This is a genomic window from Halomonas sp. HP20-15 (assembly GCF_033446685.1).
In the GTDB taxonomy this organism is placed as follows: domain Bacteria; phylum Pseudomonadota; class Gammaproteobacteria; order Pseudomonadales; family Halomonadaceae; genus Modicisalibacter.
In genome coordinates, this window is sequence record NZ_JAWQLY010000002.1 from 141,857 (window position 1) to 157,613 (window position 15,757).

Consider the following 15,757-nt stretch of genomic DNA (forward strand, 5'->3'; position numbering starts at 1 on the left):
ACAACGGTAGCTAACCTCCTAACGATGCAGGACACGGTGACGTGCCCGCAGATGATGCCGCAGAAATATTGCAGTCAGGTTAAGCACCACGATCACCGTCACCAGCAACAGCGCCGTGGCATAGACCAGCGGCAGCGCGCTTTCGATGTCGCCGCTCTGAAAGCCCAGGTTGAAGACATGGTAGCCGAGGTGCATGAACTTGCTGTCGAGATGCAAAAACGGGAAATCGCCATCCAGCGGCAACCGCGGCGCCAGCTTGACCACCCCGACCAACATCAGCGGTGCCACCTCGCCGGCGGCCCGCGCCACCGCCAGGATCATCCCGGTGAGCATCGCCGGCAACGCCATCGGCAGCACCACCCGGGTGAGCGTCTCGTAGCGCGTCGCGCCGAGCGCCAGCGCCCCCTCACGCTGATGGTCGGGAATCCTCGCCAGGCCCTCCTCGGTGGCGACGATCACCACCGGCAGGGTCAACAGCGCCAGGGTCAGCGACGCCCACAGCAGGCCACCGGTGCCGAAGGTCGGCGACGGCAGTTGCGCGCTGAACAGCCACTGATCGAGCGTGCCGCCGATGCCGTAGACGAACACCCCCAGCCCGAACACGCCGTAGACGATCGACGGCACACCGGCGAGATTGCGCACGGCGATGCGCACCAGCCGGGTCAGCCGCCCCTGGTAAGCGATCTCGTGCAGGTAGACCGCCGCCAGCACGCCGAACGGCGTGACCACCAGCGACATCAGGATCACCATCAACACCGTGCCGAAGATCGCCGGCCACACGCCGCCATCGGTATTGGCGGCCCGCGGTCCCTCGCTGAGAAACGCCCACACCCGCTGCCCCCAGAGGCCCAGCTTGGCGAGCGGGCCCATGGCATTGGGCCGCCAGGCGTCGAGTACCGACTCGAGGGGCACCGTCAGACGCCGCCCGTCGGCGCTTTCGAGCACCAGCGACTCGCCGCCCAGCGCGTCACGAAGCTTGGCGGCCTGCTGCTGCGCGGCGTCGAACGCCGCCAGCGTCGCCGGCCTGGGCGATTCGGCGGCGGCAAGCTCCTCGGCCAGCGGCGCGAGGGTCGAGGCGCGCAGCGTCGCCAGTCGTTCGCGCAACGCTCGTGCCCTGACCAGGCGCGCCTGCAGGATCCGCCAGGCCGACGATTCGACGGCCGGCTGCCCGAGGGGTGAGTTCGCCGACGGTTGCACCGCCCGCACGTAACCGATGAACGGCCCCCAGCGCTGGCGCTCCAGGCGTACGAGGTCTTCCGGCGTCTCGCGGCTGACGATGCGCCCGGCCTCGACCCAGCGCCAGGCCTGACCGTCGAGATCGCGGTTGGCGGTGGCGTAGAGCCATTCGCGATGCCCGTCGCAGGTCTCGATTTGGCGCACCGGCTCACCGGCGAATACACGACCGTCGTCGAGGGTCACGCGCTCCAGTGAAGCGGGCCAGAACTGCCCCAGCCCGCGGCCGGCCAACAGCACCAGCAGCGCCACGACCATCAGCAGCGACAGCGCCACGCCACCGGCGGCCAGCCACGGCCAGGCGCCTTCTCCACGCCCCGCGCCACGGTTCATGTCGCGCGCCAGTCGGGTTGCGGTATCCATCATCGCGCCCCTCCGAGGCGTCGATAGCGACGCTGCAGACGCTGACGCACCACCTCGGCCAGCGTGTTGACGGCGAAGGTGAAAACGAACAGCACCAGCGCGCTCAACAGCAGCACCCGGTAATGAGTACCGCCGAGCGTCGCCTCGGGCAGCTCGATGGCGATGTTGGCGGCGATCGAGCGCAGCCCCTCGAAGGGATTGGCGGTCATCAGCGCGGTGTTGCCGGTGGCCATCAGCACGATCATCGTCTCGCCCACCGCGCGCCCGGCGCCGATCATCACCGCCGAGAACAGGCCCGGGCCGGCGGCCGGCAGCCACACCCGCCACAGCGCCTGCCAGCGGGTCGCGCCCAGCGCCCGCGCGCCCTCGTCGAGCGCGCGCGGCACCCCGGAAAGCGCATCCTCGGCGAGCGCATAGATGGTCGGGATCACCGCAAAGCCCATCGCCACGCCGACGATCAGGGCGTTGCGGGTGACATAGGTCAGCCCCAGCTCGGCGGCCAGCCAGCCCTGCAGGTCGCCGCCGAACAGCGTCGCTTCGAGCCACGGCGACGCCGCCAGCGACGCCGCGCACAGCAGCGCCAGCCACGGCACCAGCCAGAGCCCGGCCCAACCCAGCGGCAACCGGCGCTGCAGGCGGACCGGCAAGCGTGCCCACAGCGCACCGGCCAGCAATAGCCCCAGCGGCACGACCACCGCCAGCGCCAGCGCGCCGGCCAGATGACGATCGACATACGGCGCGACCACCAGCCCGGCGACGAAACCGATCACCACGCCGGGCAGCGCTTCCATCAGCTCGAGCGCCGGGCGCACGCGGCTGCGTAGCGTCGCCGGCATGTACACCGCGGTGTGAATGGCCGCAGCGAGCGCCAGCGGCACCGCGAACAGCAACGCCCAGCCGGCCGCCTTGAGCGTGCCCCAGGCCAGCGGCGTGAGACCGAACCGCGACTCGCCGCCGGCCCCGCCGACATCGACCTGCCAGCGCTGCACGGGCTGGGTATGCCCCTCGTAGAGCTGCGCCTGCCACAAGGTGCGCCAGGTCACCACGGCATGCTCGGCATGCAGGGCGCGCACACGCAGCCCTTGGGCGTCCAGCCACCACAGTCGCCCCGCGGCCGTCGCCCCCCACGCCAGCGGATCGCTGGACGGCGCCTGCCCCTGCCAGCGTCGTCCGCTCAGGGCCTGGTGGAAACTCAGCCCGCCGCCGGCATCGAGCACCAGCGCCGCCTTCCGCCCGGGCAGCGGCAACAGGCGGGTTATCGCGTCGCCGGCGCGAGCCGATTCGCGCGGCGCGGCGATCAGCGGCGCCTGGCCATCGTGGCGGTCCAGCCAGCGCCGCAGGTCACCGTGACTGTCGCCGACCAGCAGCGTCTCGCCGCCGGCGAGATAGCCCAGCGCAGTAATGCGGCGATCCGGCTCGTCGAACGCCTCCATCTCGCCCAGCGCCTGTGGCCGGTCGGCGTCCAGCATCCATACGGCGAGCCGCCGAGCGCTCGCCAGCACCAGCCGGCCGTCGCCGTCCAGCGCGAGATGCTCGGCCTCGTCGGGAAGCGCGAAGCGGCGTACGGCGGTTTCCCCGCTCGCCTCGTCCCGGCCGCCGCGAAGCGCCGCGACCTGGCCATCCTCGCTGCGCCCCGCCAGCCACCAGCGCCGGGAATCGCCGGCCAGTGTCAGCTCGGCGAGCCGCATTCCGGCGAACAACGAATAGCGTCGCAGCTGCGTCCACTCGGGTTCGCCCCCGCTAGCACGCGGCACAAGCATTACATCGCCGCCGGAAAGGCCCAGCGCCAGCGCCGCCTCGTTAGCGGCGACGGTCACGATCCGCTGCCCGGCGAGCAACGCACCCGGCAGCTGGGTCCATTCGCTCGAGGACGAGTCATCGAGGGAACGGGTGCGATAGCGGCCGTCCGCGGTGATGGCGAGCAGCGTATCGCCGTCCAGCGTCACGGCGCCGGCCAGCGTATCGGGCGGATCGATCGCCGGTCCAGCGGCCGGGCCGGCCGGCTCGATGCGCGTCGGCGCGAACAGCGGCACTACTTCGACGGCCAGGAACACGCCGATCGCCAGCACCGCGGCGACCACGCCGATTCCCGCCGCGCGAATCACCAGGCTGGCCAGGCGATCGCGCCATTGGCGACGCCGGCGGCGGGAAGCGGAGGGGGCGGAAAGCTCGGGAATGAGAGCGAACATGCAGCAGGGCAGGCCCATCATGGGTAGAACGATAAACTACGACAGTAGCATGACAGCTTGATGACGGCTCACTCGGACGCGGGATCGAGCCCCAGCCGCTTTCGCCAACGCTGACGGGTCGCCTCGGGCAGCGGCACGAAACCCGCCTCGGCGACCCGCGCCTGGCCGGCCGGCGACAGCACCAGCGCGAGAAAGGCCCGCTCCAGCGCCGGCAGCGGCTCACCGGGGCGTTTGTTGAGATACAGGTAAAGCGGCCGGGTCAGCGGATACGCACCGTTGATCGCCGTCTTCGGCGTGGGACGGACACGCCGGCCCTGCGCATCGATCAGTGCCAGCGGCTTGACCGCCGCGGTGAGATAACCCATGCCGGCGTAACCGATGCCACCCGGGCTGTCGCCCACCGCGGCGACCACCGCCGCCGAGCCCGGATACTGATTGACCGACGGCTGGAAAACGCCGTGGCACAGTATTTCGCGCTGGAAAATCTCGAAGGTGCCCGAGACGCTGTTGCGACTGTGGCGGGTGATCGGCCGCTCGGCCCAGGGCCCCGCCAGGCCGAGCTGGCCCCAGCGGGTGAGCGGTGGCCGGTCGCTGCAGCGCCGGGTGTCGGAGAAGATCGCATCGAGCTGGTCGCGGCTCAGCGCCTCGATGGGATTGTCGCGGTGGACGAACACCGCCAGCGCGTCGAGCGCCACCGGCACCGCGGTCGGCGGGTAGCCCTGGCCGGCGGCGAAGGCCGCACGCTCGGTGTCGCTCATGCGCCGCGACATCGCCCCGAGCCGCGTGGTGCCCTGGGCCAGCGCCGGCGGCGCGGTGGCCGAACCGCTCGCCTGCAGTTGCAGGCGCACGCCCGGGTGGCGCGCCGCGAACTGCTCGCCCCAGCGCATCATCAACCCCGCCAGGGTATCCGAGCCGATCGCATCGAGTGTGCCGACGATGGGCTGCGCCGCCGCCAGCGGCGAACCGCCCAGCGCGGCCGTGAGCGCCAATCCGACCAGCGTCGGCGCGCCGATGCCACGTCGACCGGGCCGGGAGAGTGGTCGAGCGGGCGTGCCGACGTTTAAGATGAGGCCGAGCAGGCGGATAACAACAAGCGCTGGATAGGGAGCGAGCATGACCGACCTCGATGACGTACCCGCCCCGCAGGGCGATCTGACCCTGAAGGTCCTGGCGAGGCGCCAGGACACCAATTACTACGGCGATATCAGCGGTGGCTGGCTGATCAATCAGATGGACCAGGCCGCCGAGCTGTGTGCCGGCCGCCAGGCCCATGGGCGCACCGCCACGGTGGCCGTCGAATCGATGGACTTCCTATGCCCGGTGCGCATCGGCTCGGTGGTCAACATCTTCACCGCCGTGCGCGACATCGGCCACAGCTCGATCACCATCGATGCCGAGGTATGGATTCGCCCGCCCCACGAGCGCAACCCCGACGAGCTTTACAAGGTCACCGAGGCTCGCTTCGTGATGGTCGCGCTGGACGACAACGGGCGCATCCGCGCAGTGCCGACCGAGGGCTGACCCCGGCCGGCATCGCCGAGCTGCCTTAAGGACGCGCCTAGCCGCGGACCATCGCGCGGTTCTTCAGGTAAGCGAACTCGCCGACATCGGTGTACGGCCGGATGTGTTGCTGGAAGGCGTTATACGACTCGTAGATCTTGGCCGAAGCGGGATCGCTTGCCGCCTGTTCCTCGAGCACCTTCTGCGAGGCCTCGTACAGCGCCTTGAGCACGTCATCGGGCAGCGAGCGCAGCTTGACGCCATGTTCGTCGACCAGCGTCTTGAGCGCCTCGGCGTTGCGCAGGGTGAACTCGTTGATCATCGCCAGGTTGGCGCTGCGGGCCGCTTCGGCGACCACCACCTTGAGGTCGTCGGGCAATGCCTTCCAGGCGTCCAGGTTGACGGTGCCCTCGAGCACCGCGCTGGGCTCGTTCCACGCCGAGGTGTAGTAGTACTCCGCGACCTGGTGAAGACCGAAGGCCAGATCGTTGTAGGGACCCACCCAATCGGCGGCGTCGAGCACGCCGGTCTGCATCGAGGTGAAGATCTCCGAACCGGGAATGGTCAGCGCCGTGGCGCCGATGCGGTTCATGACCTCGCCGGCGAGCCCGGGCAGGCGGATCTTGAGCCCCTGCATGTCCTCGAGGGAGTTGATCTCCTTCTTGAACCAGCCGGCCATCTGGGTGCCGGTGTTGCCCACCGCGAACGGCTTGAGGTTGTGCTCGGCGTAGAGTTCGTCCCACAGCTTCAAGCCGTCGCCCTGGTACAGCCAGGCGTTGGTTTCGGTGGTGTTCATGCCGAACGGCACGGCGGTGAAGTACTGCGCCGCCTTGACCTTGCCGAGCCAGTAGTAGGAGGCGGAGTGGCCCATCTGCGCGGTGCCCGACGACACCGCATCGAACACTTCCAAGGCGGGGACCATCTCGCCGGCGCCATAGACCTCGACCTGCATGCGCCCACCGGACAGCTCGCCGATGCGCTTGGCGAAATCGTTGGCGCCGGTACCCAGCGCCGGGAAGTTCTTGGGCCAGGAGGTGACCATCTTCCAGCGCACGGTGTCCTGGGCGCGAGCGGTGGAAACGAAGGGGGCGGCGACCGCGCCGGCGGCACCGGCGCCGAGCGCGGTAAGAAACTTACGACGTTGCATAACGGGCGTGACTCCAGGTGATTGTTCTGTTTGGCCCTTGATGGGCGCAGGGGTCCGTGTCGGAGTATGCGCGAAGGGCGTTTTCATGAGCAAGCGAATGGCGCCGCTCAGAGCGGCGTCAATTTGGCGAAGCCCAGCACCAGCCACTTGTCGCCTTCGCCCTCGAAGCTGACGTGCACCCGGGCGCGCTCGCCCTGCCCCTCGGCATTGAGGATCACCCCCTCGCCGAACAGCGGATGGCTGACCCGCTGGCCCAGCGACAGCGCGGGCAGGTCGTCGCCGGCCGAGACCGTGGCCTGCTGCGACAGCCCGCGTCCCACACGCGTCGCGGTGACCGGACGCGAGATCTGACCGCGCAGACGCACCTCCTCGAGCAGCTCCTCGGGCAGCTCGCGGATAAACCGCGACGGCCGCTGGAAGGTTTCCTTGCCGTGCAGACGGCGCATCTCGGCATGCGTCAGGTAGAGTTTGTGCATGGCGCGGGTCACGCCGACGTAGCACAGCCGGCGCTCCTCCTCCAGGCGGCCCGGCTCCTCCATCGACATCTTGTGCGGGAACAGCCCCTCCTCGACGCCGGCGACGAACACGATCGGGAACTCCAGGCCCTTGGCCGAGTGCAGGGTCATCAACTGCACGCAGTCCTCGAACTCGTCGGCCTCGTGATCGCCGGCGTTGAGCGCCGCCTCGGCGAGGAACGGCGCGAGCGCGGCACTGCCCTCGCCGCTCTCCCCGAGACTCATGGCGTCGCCTTGGGTGAAGGCGCGCGCGGCGTTGACCAGTTCCTCGAGGTTCTCGACCCGCGCCTGGCCCTTCTCGCCCTTCTCGCTGCGGTGGTGCTCGACCAGCCCGGTGATCGCGTTGACGTGCTCGATGATCTCGTGGAGCCCCATGCCGGCGGTCTCGTTGTCGAGACGCTCGATCAGGTTGGCGAAGGCCGTGAGCGCATTGCCGGCGCGGCCCTTGCAGGTGCCGTCGCTGACGCTGTCGTGCAGCGCCTGCCACAGCGAGACGCCGTGATCGCGGGCCCGCTCGCGCAGGATCTCCACCGTGCGGGTGCCGATGCCGCGCGCCGGCACGTTGATCACCCGCTCCAGCGAGGCATCGTCCTCGCGGTTGAGCAGCAGGCGCAGGTAGGCCAGCGCATTCTTGATCTCCAGGCGCTCGTAGAAGCGCTGGCCGCCGTAGATGCGATACGGCATGCCCTGGCGGATCAGCGTCTCCTCGAGCACTCGCGACTGGGCGTTGGAGCGATACAGGATCGCCACTTCGCGGCGGTTGAAGCCCTCGTCGACCTTGCCCTTGATGGTGTCGACGATGAAGCGGGCCTCGTCCAGATCGTTGAAGCCGGCATACACCGAGATCGGCTCGCCCTTGGCACCGGCGGTCCACAACTCCTTGCCCATGCGACCGGCGTTGTGGCTGATCAGCGCGTTGGCGGCGTCGAGGATCGCGCTGGTCGAGCGGTAGTTCTGCTCGAGGCGCACGGTGCGGGTATTGGCGAACTCTTGCTCGAAGCGACGGATGTTCTCGACCCGCGCCCCGCGCCAGCCGTAGATCGACTGATCGTCGTCGCCGACCACGGTGAGCCCGGCGCTGTCGCCGGCGAGCAGCTTGAGCCAGGCGTACTGCAGGGTGTTGGTGTCCTGGAACTCGTCGACCAGCAGGTGGGCGAAGCGCTCACGGTAGTGGGCCAGCAGCCGTGGGTTGTCGCGCAGCAGCTCGAGGCTTCTAAGCAGCAGCTCGCCGAAGTCGACCAGCCCGCCGCGCTCGCAGGTCAGCTGGTAGCGTTCGTAGAGTTCGACCATCTGCCCCAGGTAGGCGTCGCCGTGGGTTTGCACCTGGTGCGGACGCAGGCCCTCCTCCTTGCAACCCGAGATGAAATGCTGCACCTGACGCGGCGGATAGCGCTCGTCGTCGATGTTGTGATCCTTGAGCAGGCGCTTGATCAGGCGCAACTGGTCGTCGCTGTCGATGATCTGGAAGTGCTGGGGCAGCCGTGCGTCCTGCCAGTGGGTACGCAGCAGGCGATGGGCGATGGAGTGGAAGGTACCGACCCAGGTGTTGCGCAGCGACAGGCCCAGCAGCGCCTCGAGGCGGGTGCGCATCTCGCGGGCCGCCTTGTTGGTGAAGGTCACGGCGAGAATGGCGTAGGGCGAGAGCTGCTCGACCTGCATCAGCCAGGCAATGCGGTGAACCAGCACCCGGGTCTTGCCCGAACCGGCACCGGCCAACACCAGCATGTTGCCCATCGGTGCGCTGACGGCCTCGCGCTGGGCCGGATTGAGATCGTCGAGAAGCGGCGAAACGTCGCCCGGCGAAACGTCGTCCATGGGATTGTTCGGGGGTGTCGAAATGGACGCCCAGCTTAGCATATCCCCCGCCAGTCAGTCCGACTGCCGGAACCGCTAGGCGTCTTGGTCCGGTTCGGGAAAGCGCAACGGATTGAGACTGCGCTTGACGGCCTTGAGCTGCTCGGTGAGATGCGGCCCGCGGGTCTTGGCCACGCCCACCGCGAGCACGTCGATCAGTACCAGATGGGCGATGCGTGAGCTCATCGGGGTATAGATCTCGGTGTCCTCGTGCACGTCGATGTACAGCGGCAGGCCGACTTCCTCGGCCAGCGGCGTATCGCTGGGACACAGGCCGATCACCGTGGCCCCGGTCTCGCGCGCCAGGCGCACGCTGTCGACCAGCGCACGGGTACGCCCGGTCTGCGAGATGGCCACCACCACGTCGCCCTCCTTGAGGGTCGCCGCCGACATGTTCTGCATGTGCGGATCGGCGTAGGCCGACGTCGATATCTGCAGCCGAAAGAACTTGTGCTGGGCATCGAAGGCCACCGCGCCCGACGCCCCGAAACCGTAGAATTCCACCCGGTTGGCCATCGCCAAGGCATTGACCGCCTTGCCCAGCGCCTCGTTGTCGAGGCGGTCGCGTATCGACAGCAGCGTGCCCACGGTGGAATCGAAGATGCTGTGGGAAAACTCGGCGACGCTGTCGCTGTCGTTCATCGAGAACTGGGCGAACTGGCTGCCGGTAGCCAGCATCTGCGCCAGCTTGAGCTTGAAGTCCTGGAAGCCGTCGCAGCCCAGCGCGCGGCAGAAGCGCACCACGGTCGGCTCGCTGACCTTGGCCTCGGTGGCCAGATCGACGATGCGCATGTGGATGACTTCATCGGGGTTGCGCAGCACGAAGCGCGCGACCTTCTGCTCGGAGCGTCGGAACAGCTCCATGCGACGTCTCATTTCATCGAACAGGGCACGGCTCACGGCGGGTTCCTCGGTGATGGCCTTGCGGCATGAAATAGTGCCCTGACAAGGGCGGGCTGGCGCTGGTTCGCGCGGGTCACGACCATGCCCGCTCAGGCTGACCGACCCTGCACTTGCAATCAAGCGTTAAAACGCCATTTCTGGACGTCAATGTCTCGCTTTTGTCAACTGGGGTATAGTAAAAAAGGTGTCGCAGTGACACCGCACGAAGAAAGGAGAGTCGATCATGCCTAACGCAACGCAGCAGCTTGGCGCCGTGAAACGTGAACTCCTCGACATTTTCATGGACCTTGAGGTCGCCGATCACGAAACGCGCAAGAAGACCGCCGCCATTCGTTATCTCAGGGCCCGCCGCGGCATCGAGATGCATAACGAGATAAAGCGTCTGGAGCGCGATATCGCCGATTTCGATGATCTCGCGCTCCAGTGATTTATCCCGTTACAAGCTGACGATAAACACCACGATGACCCCAAGCGGGGCGATGAAACGCGCGGCAAAGCGCCACAGTCCGAATGCCGTCTCCCCCATATTGAGGTTTTCGCGAACTTCCTCGCGGCTCATCCGCCAGCCGACGAAGATCACCGTTGCCAGACCGGTCAACGGCAGGATCAACTTGCTGGTGAAGTAGTCGAGCAGCGCGAAGATGGTCATGCCTTCGAACTTGGCGAACACACCCAGCGGCGCCACGTCGGCCCATACGTTGAACGACAGCACGGTGGCGATACCCAGCGCCCAGGTCGCGCCACCGGCGGTGAGCGTGGCGCCGACCCGCGACAGTGGCGTCTTCTCTTCGAGCCATTCGACGATCGGCTCCAACAGCGAGATAGCCGAGGTCCAGGCGGCGAACACCAGCAGGATGAAGAACAGCAAGCCGAAGAACCAACCGCCCGGCATATGACCGAAGGCCAGCGGCAACGTCTGGAAAATCAGGCCGGGTCCGGAGCCGGGGCTGAGGTCGTTGGCGAACACCACCGGAAAGATGGCCAGGCCCGCCATCAGCGCGATCGCCGTGTCCATCAGCACCACGATGATCGCGCTGCGTCCGATGTTGACCTCCTTAGGCAGGTAGGAGCCGTAAGCGATCATTATCCCCATGCCCAGGCTCAGGGTGAAGAAGGCGTGCCCCATCGCCGCGAGCACACCGTCGCTGGACAGCTTGGAGAAATCGGGCGTGAATAGGTATGCCGCCCCTTCGGCGAAGGCGCCCGAGGCAGCAGCGTAGCCCACCAGCACGATCAACAGCACGACCAGGGTCGGCATCAGCGTCTTGGTCGCCCGCTCAAGGCCGCCGGTGACGCCGCCAAGCACCACGCCGATGGTCAGCACCATGAACAGACTGTGCCACAGCAGCAGCCGTAGGGGGCTAGCCAGCAAATCGCTGAAAAGCGCGCCGATCGCGTCGCCCTCGAGCCCGGTGAAGGTATTGACCGCACCCAGTTGAATGTAAGCCAGCGCCCAACCGCCGATCACGCTGTAGAACGACAGGATCAGGTAAGCGCCGAGAATACCGAACACGCCAACCAGCACCCAGGCCGGGCTGCGCTTGAGCCGAGCGGTGAGCGAGGCCATCGTCGAGATAGGGTTGCGCTGCCCGATCCGCCCCAGTAGCCACTCGGACATCAGGATCGGAATGCCCACCAGCAAGATACACAACAGGTAAATGAGTACGAAGGCGCCGCCCCCGCTCTCTCCGGTCATGTAGGGAAACTTCCAGATATTGCCCAACCCGACGGAGGAACCCACCGCCGCCAGGATAAAGGTCAGTCGCGACGACCATTGTGCGTGAAGCTGTTTAGCCATAACTCACCCTGAAGATACGTGTCGTCATCGATCGATCGGATGCGATGACGGCTTGTGCTTGTTGTGCCACGTCCCGCGCGTTGCGGATCGCGCAACGCTGGCCAGGGGCATGACAGGATCCATGAAAGCCAGCAGGATCTCTGCCGCGCGGCAGCGCCGCATCGTCGTGGCCCGGTAAGGCGTCAGGCGATGAAACGTGCCGGAGGACTACCGAAAAACGCCAAAATGAGCGCTTTTCAGCAAAGATCGCCATCGAGGCGAAAAAAGCCCGACAAAACTATCCGATGAGAGGACGAATGGCCAGTCCAAGCCGCCGTGATATGGCTACTCAGAACAGATCCGCCTGGCGTTCGCCGGGAAATTCGCCAAGCGGCTTCAGGGTCGTCGCGGGCAGCCGCTCAGCCAATGCTCGCGCGAGTTCGGGAGCGCGGCGGTTGTCCGGTGTATGCACAAAGAGAAAAGGGGTTTTCCCCTGTTTTATCCACAGGTTCAGGCGCTCGATCCAGGGCGCGAAATACCGCTGATTGATGGCCGTGTCAAGATGTCCGATAAAGCGGACGACCGGACGATCTCCTGTGGAGAGCACATGTAGCGGGCGTCGTGGCTTTTCGCCCTGAGCCTTGACCAGGCGAGTGTCGTCGCCGGGCGGCGTCGAAAACAGCGGTCTCACGTCGAGCATCACGCGGTCGGCACCGTGACTTATCAACAAGCGGTTGAGTTGCTGCTCGGCGTCCCCCTTGTGGAAAAATTCACTGGCTCTGACCTCGACGGCACAGGGAATATTCCGTGGCCAGCGCTCGAGCAATTCGGCCAACCGGGGCAACTCGTCGCTGCCGAAGTCACGCGGCAATTGAATCATCAACGGCCCGAGCCGGTTCTCGAGAGGTGCCAGGCTGGCCAGAAACGCTGTCAGTTCCTCATCGATCGCCACCAGGCGCTTCTCGTGGGTCAGGCGTGCCGGCAGCTTGAAGCAGAAACGAAAGTGCGCCGGGGCCTGGCGCGCCCAGCCGGCCACGATGGATGCCCGCGGCGCTCCGCTGTAGAAGGTGGTGTTGCCTTCGACACTGCTGAAGAATCTCGCGTAGTCGGCGAGGAACGTCTCGCTCTTGGCGTGCCGCGGGTAGAGCCCACCGCGCCAGTCGGTGTTGGCCCACATGGGCAGTCCCAGATGAAGCCGGGGCTCGTTGCTCGTTGCCATTGCTCACTCTCTCGCTTGCCGCAACCCTTGGCGTATAGCGTAACGCATGGCTTGGCCTATAATCGCTGACGGCCGGCTGCTACCGGCCGCTTTCAGGAACGGAACAGAGGGAATCTGCGTGCGCAATCTGGCTATCGACTGGCGGCCGTCCGGCCTACCCCATAAATTCGGCTCACGCCTTGCTGGATTGTGTCTCGTGCTTCTGCTGGCCGCCTGTAGCAGCCGGCCCCCCTCGCCAACCCTGCCGCCCCCGTCGGCCGGCAATGGCCTCAGCGGACGGATGCAGCCGATGTCATGGCAGGCCCTGCCCGGCTGGCCACAGGACAATGCCATCAGTGCCTGGAGCGCCTTCCGTGCCAGCTGCACCCAACTGGCCGGCAAGCCCGCCTGGAACGGGATCTGCGCCGATGCCAGGCGCGTCGATCCGCTCGACAACCAGGCCATCATCCGCTTCTTCGAGCAGCGCTTCGCGCCCCATCTGATGATCAACGACGACGGCTCGACCACCGGCACGATTACCGGCTATTACGAGCCGCGCCTACAGGGCTCGCTTCAGCGCCATGGACGCTATCAGGTACCGCTCTACCGCCTGCCTGAAGCCTGGGCGCAGAATCCCGACAAGACTCGCCCGGCGCGCGCCGAATTGATGGCCTCGGGGGCGCTGCGCGGTCAGGAGCTGGTCTGGGTCGACGATCCGATAGAAGCCGCCTATCTGCAGATTCAGGGATCGGGACGTGTCGAGCTGGCCGAGGGCGGCGTGATGCGGGTGGGCTTTGCAGGCACCAATAATCAGCCGTTCCGCTCGTTCGCCCGGGCGCTGATCGATCGCGGCGAGATCACGCCCGGCAAGGCGACGCTCGCCGGCATACGAGACTGGGCGCGGCGCAACCCCCAGCAAGTCGATAGCGCCCTCGACGTCAATCCACGCATGGTGTTCTTCCAATCGCGAGGCATCGATCCCCAGGTCACCAGCGAGGGCCCGGTCGGCGCGCTGGGCGTGCCACTGACTTCGCAGCGCAGCCTCGCCGTCGACCCTTCGCGCATTCCGCTGGGGGCGCCGGTGTTCCTGGCGACCACGCAACCGCTCTCCGAGGAGCCGTTACGGCGCCTGATGGTCGCCCAGGATACCGGTAGCGCCATCAAGGGTTCGGTACGGGCTGATTTCTTCTGGGGTTATGGCGACGAAGCCGGCGAAAATGCCGGTCGTATGAAGCAGACCGGGCAGCTTTGGGTATTGATGCCCAGGACGCGCTGAACGCGCTGAACGCGCTCGTCGTTTAAATCGTCGCAGCCAGACGCAGGAACCGGGAGCCAAGCTCCCGGTTCCTGTTATCTGCCACTGGCCTGCCACTGGCGTCAATGGCTCGCCGTCAGCGGTTGCCGCCCGAGCGCGAATCGTCGCCATTCACGCCGGATCGCCGAGTCGTATTCGGCTCGGTCGCCTCCGCTGCGGAGCCGGGCGTGGTGCTCGATGGAGGAATTGCGCTAGAGGATGTCGTCCCCGTAGAGCCGCTCGAACCCCGGCTCGCCGTGTCACCACCGGCACCGGATACGCCCATGCTGGAACTGTTGGTAGTGGCTTCCCTGGAGGCGCTGTCTCCGCCCGTTTTGGAAGCCCCACCAGTTCCGGAGCTCCCCGATTCCGAGGTATCCTGATTTTCTACCTGCTCGGCCTTTTCATGCACCTTGGCGCGGGCCTCCTCGGCATAACGCTCACCCTCTTCGGTCGCGCGATCGACCGCCTTGTCGCGTAACCCGCCCATGCGCTCATCTTCGGTGCGTGTCGAGGGCAACAGGCTGCCGATGGCCGCGCCGACGGCGATGCCCAGAGCGCCGGCCATCACCGGGTGCTCCTTGATGAAGTGGGTCGTCTGCTGACCCAAGTTCTGCGCTCTGCTCGAGGCGCCATGCATGGCGTTTCGTGAACCGGCCCTGACCCGCGAGGTGCGCTCGCGCATGCCATCCGACATCTCCCGAGCTCGATCCTTGACGCTGCCGGACATATGCTGTGCCTTATCGGACATATGCTGTGCCTTTTCCTTGGCCGCGGCCGTGCGCCCGCGACCGTGTGAATCATTATCGCCCGTTGTACCTACCGGTTTGTTCGCGGTGCCTACCGGTTTCGAAGGGTAATAAGCCTCTATGCCACGGGTCGCATTACCGGACTGGGGCCGGCTGTTCACACTGCGCTGCGATGACCATATCAACCAGCCCAGCCCCACGCTGGTAATCAAGAATGGGGCCGGATTCTGCTTGATGGTCTCGCTCAGGTTGGCTGCGAATTCGTTCGCTCCTCCATGACGCACGTAATCGAAGGTCCTGTTGATCAGTTGCTGAGGAGAATACCTCTCCTCGAGCTCTTCGAGAGACTCATCCAACCGCTCACGGTGCTGTGCGATATCCGCTTCGATCTCTTCGGGGTTACGCTGATTGCGCTGTTCGCTCATTTCAGCTGCTCCTTAGCCTGGCTTTTGTGCCGTTTCGCCATTCCCTGGTCCTTCTGCAGACTAGCCATGGTCCTGTCGGGGGTCAGGTTAGTGGCCTTCAGCTTCTTCTTGCCGCCCTGAAGCATGATGAACCCGACGATGACCACGATCGCACCGACAATCAGTGCGGAAAGCCACATGGCTTGCACCACTATATTCAGACCGAACACTGCCGAGGCGAGCAAGACGAGAAACCCGCACAACAGAACACCACCACCCGCCGCGATCGAACCGACCCCCATGCCCAACTGCGAGGCCTTCTGGCGCATCTCGGCTTTGGCAAGCTCGACTTCATTACGAATGAGCGCGGTAATTTCCTGGGTCACATTTGAGATAAGTGAGCCGAATGAGCTGCCTTCCCGCGTATTTCCGTTCTCCGTATCCATACTCTCTAGCCTCCCTGGCTATCCAATGAACCGTTCAAGCATTTCTAGCGCTTAGGGACCATCAGGCCCACTCACGAAACATCAGCACATCAGTCAAACCTGGACCGCCTATAGATAGCCTCTCGCTGGTCGTTTCATTCCGACGAAAACCGTCTTTCAGAAAACCGGTGTCCATGCGAACAGTG

The 15,757-nt window shown here is 66.0% G+C and carries 13 protein-coding genes; 3 read left to right on the forward strand and 10 right to left on the reverse strand.

Annotated features, from left to right (window positions below; translation table 11 throughout):
• Positions 1–18 precede the first annotated feature (18 nt).
• The 3 genes from pstA to R6258_RS03015 are packed head-to-tail and all read right to left on the reverse strand — an operon-like array spanning position 19 to position 4,900.
• The gene (gene pstA / locus R6258_RS03005; RefSeq protein WP_318447217.1) at positions 19–1,599 is read right to left on the reverse strand and encodes a phosphate ABC transporter permease PstA; all 1,581 of its coding nucleotides are present in this window, start codon (positions 1,597–1,599) and stop codon (positions 19–21) included.
• Positions 1,596–3,806 (reverse strand): ABC transporter permease subunit, encoded by a 2,211-nt coding sequence (locus R6258_RS03010; protein WP_318447219.1) that lies wholly within the window; start codon positions 3,804–3,806, stop codon positions 1,596–1,598. The genes pstA and R6258_RS03010 overlap by 4 nt, the downstream gene beginning before the upstream one ends.
• Positions 3,807–3,853: 47 nt before the next feature.
• Positions 3,854–4,900 (reverse strand): phosphate ABC transporter substrate-binding protein, encoded by a 1,047-nt coding sequence (locus tag R6258_RS03015; protein ID WP_318447221.1) that lies wholly within the window; start codon positions 4,898–4,900, stop codon positions 3,854–3,856.
• On the opposite strand from R6258_RS03015, the gene R6258_RS03020 reads away from it, so the two are divergent.
• Positions 4,899–5,306: an acyl-CoA thioesterase gene (locus R6258_RS03020; protein ID WP_318447224.1), complete on the forward strand. Its 408-nt coding sequence runs from the start codon at positions 4,899–4,901 to the stop codon at positions 5,304–5,306. The two genes, R6258_RS03015 and R6258_RS03020, sit on opposite strands and share 2 nt — an antisense overlap.
• Before the next feature lie 37 nt (positions 5,307–5,343).
• Here the strand turns inward: R6258_RS03020 and R6258_RS03025 are convergent, their stop codons facing one another.
• From R6258_RS03025 to hexR, 3 genes are all read right to left on the reverse strand, one after another.
• Positions 5,344–6,432 (reverse strand): TRAP transporter substrate-binding protein, encoded by a 1,089-nt coding sequence (locus R6258_RS03025; protein WP_318447226.1) that lies wholly within the window; start codon positions 6,430–6,432, stop codon positions 5,344–5,346.
• 107 nt (positions 6,433–6,539) lie between these two features.
• Entirely contained in the window at positions 6,540–8,762 is a 2,223-nt protein-coding gene (uvrD, locus tag R6258_RS03030) for a DNA helicase II (protein WP_318447229.1), read from the reverse strand.
• A gap of 75 nt (positions 8,763–8,837) precedes the next feature.
• Positions 8,838–9,701, reverse strand: coding sequence for a transcriptional regulator HexR (hexR, locus tag R6258_RS03035; protein ID WP_318447232.1), 864 nt, complete (start codon positions 9,699–9,701; stop codon positions 8,838–8,840).
• 226 nt (positions 9,702–9,927) lie between these two features.
• On the opposite strand from hexR, the gene R6258_RS03040 reads away from it, so the two are divergent.
• Positions 9,928–10,131: a PA3496 family putative envelope integrity protein gene (locus tag R6258_RS03040; protein ID WP_318447234.1), complete on the forward strand. Its 204-nt coding sequence runs from the start codon at positions 9,928–9,930 to the stop codon at positions 10,129–10,131.
• Between the two features lie 9 nt (positions 10,132–10,140).
• On the opposite strand, the gene R6258_RS03045 is transcribed toward R6258_RS03040, so the two are convergent.
• Positions 10,141–11,502, reverse strand: coding sequence for a sodium-dependent transporter (locus tag R6258_RS03045; RefSeq protein ID WP_318447236.1), 1,362 nt, complete (start codon positions 11,500–11,502; stop codon positions 10,141–10,143).
• Between the two features lie 328 nt (positions 11,503–11,830).
• Positions 11,831–12,700, reverse strand: coding sequence for a DUF72 domain-containing protein (locus R6258_RS03050; RefSeq protein WP_318447240.1), 870 nt, complete (start codon positions 12,698–12,700; stop codon positions 11,831–11,833).
• Positions 12,701–12,989: 289 nt separating this feature from the next.
• Here R6258_RS03050 and R6258_RS03055 point away from each other — a divergent pair, with 289 nt between their 5' ends.
• Complete coding sequence (locus R6258_RS03055) at positions 12,990–13,955, forward strand: murein transglycosylase A (RefSeq protein WP_318447243.1); 966 nt, start codon at positions 12,990–12,992, stop codon at positions 13,953–13,955.
• A 115-nt stretch (positions 13,956–14,070) separates the two neighbouring features.
• On the opposite strand, the gene R6258_RS03060 is transcribed toward R6258_RS03055, so the two are convergent.
• Positions 14,071–15,147, reverse strand: a complete 1,077-nt coding sequence (locus R6258_RS03060; RefSeq protein ID WP_318447246.1) for a DUF3618 domain-containing protein — start codon at positions 15,145–15,147, stop codon at positions 14,071–14,073.
• On the reverse strand, positions 15,144–15,572 hold the full coding sequence (locus R6258_RS03065; RefSeq protein ID WP_318447249.1) for a phage holin family protein: 429 nt from the start codon (positions 15,570–15,572) through the stop codon (positions 15,144–15,146). Before R6258_RS03065 ends, R6258_RS03060 begins: the two co-directional genes overlap by 4 nt.
• Between the last annotated feature and the right edge of the window lie 185 nt (positions 15,573–15,757).

Bases quoted from the DNA above. Each gene is read 5' to 3' on its own strand.
- pstA (WP_318447217.1), bottom strand. From the start codon at position 1,599: ATGATGGATACCGCAACCCGACTGGCGCGCGACATGAACCGTGGCGCG.
- R6258_RS03010 (WP_318447219.1), bottom strand. From the start codon at position 3,806: ATGATGGGCCTGCCCTGCTGCATGTTCGCTCTCATTCCCGAGCTTTCC.
- R6258_RS03020 (WP_318447224.1), top strand. From the start codon at position 4,899: ATGACCGACCTCGATGACGTACCCGCCCCGCAGGGCGATCTGACCCTG.
- R6258_RS03015 (WP_318447221.1), bottom strand. From the start codon at position 4,900: ATGCTCGCTCCCTATCCAGCGCTTGTTGTTATCCGCCTGCTCGGCCTC.
- R6258_RS03025 (WP_318447226.1), bottom strand. From the start codon at position 6,432: ATGCAACGTCGTAAGTTTCTTACCGCGCTCGGCGCCGGTGCCGCCGGC.
- uvrD (WP_318447229.1), bottom strand. From the start codon at position 8,762: ATGGACGACGTTTCGCCGGGCGACGTTTCGCCGCTTCTCGACGATCTC.
- R6258_RS03040 (WP_318447234.1), top strand. From the start codon at position 9,928: ATGCCTAACGCAACGCAGCAGCTTGGCGCCGTGAAACGTGAACTCCTC.
- R6258_RS03045 (WP_318447236.1), bottom strand. From the start codon at position 11,502: ATGGCTAAACAGCTTCACGCACAATGGTCGTCGCGACTGACCTTTATC.
- R6258_RS03050 (WP_318447240.1), bottom strand. From the start codon at position 12,700: ATGGCAACGAGCAACGAGCCCCGGCTTCATCTGGGACTGCCCATGTGG.
- R6258_RS03055 (WP_318447243.1), top strand. From the start codon at position 12,990: ATGTCATGGCAGGCCCTGCCCGGCTGGCCACAGGACAATGCCATCAGT.
- R6258_RS03060 (WP_318447246.1), bottom strand. From the start codon at position 15,147: ATGAGCGAACAGCGCAATCAGCGTAACCCCGAAGAGATCGAAGCGGAT.
- R6258_RS03065 (WP_318447249.1), bottom strand. From the start codon at position 15,572: ATGGATACGGAGAACGGAAATACGCGGGAAGGCAGCTCATTCGGCTCA.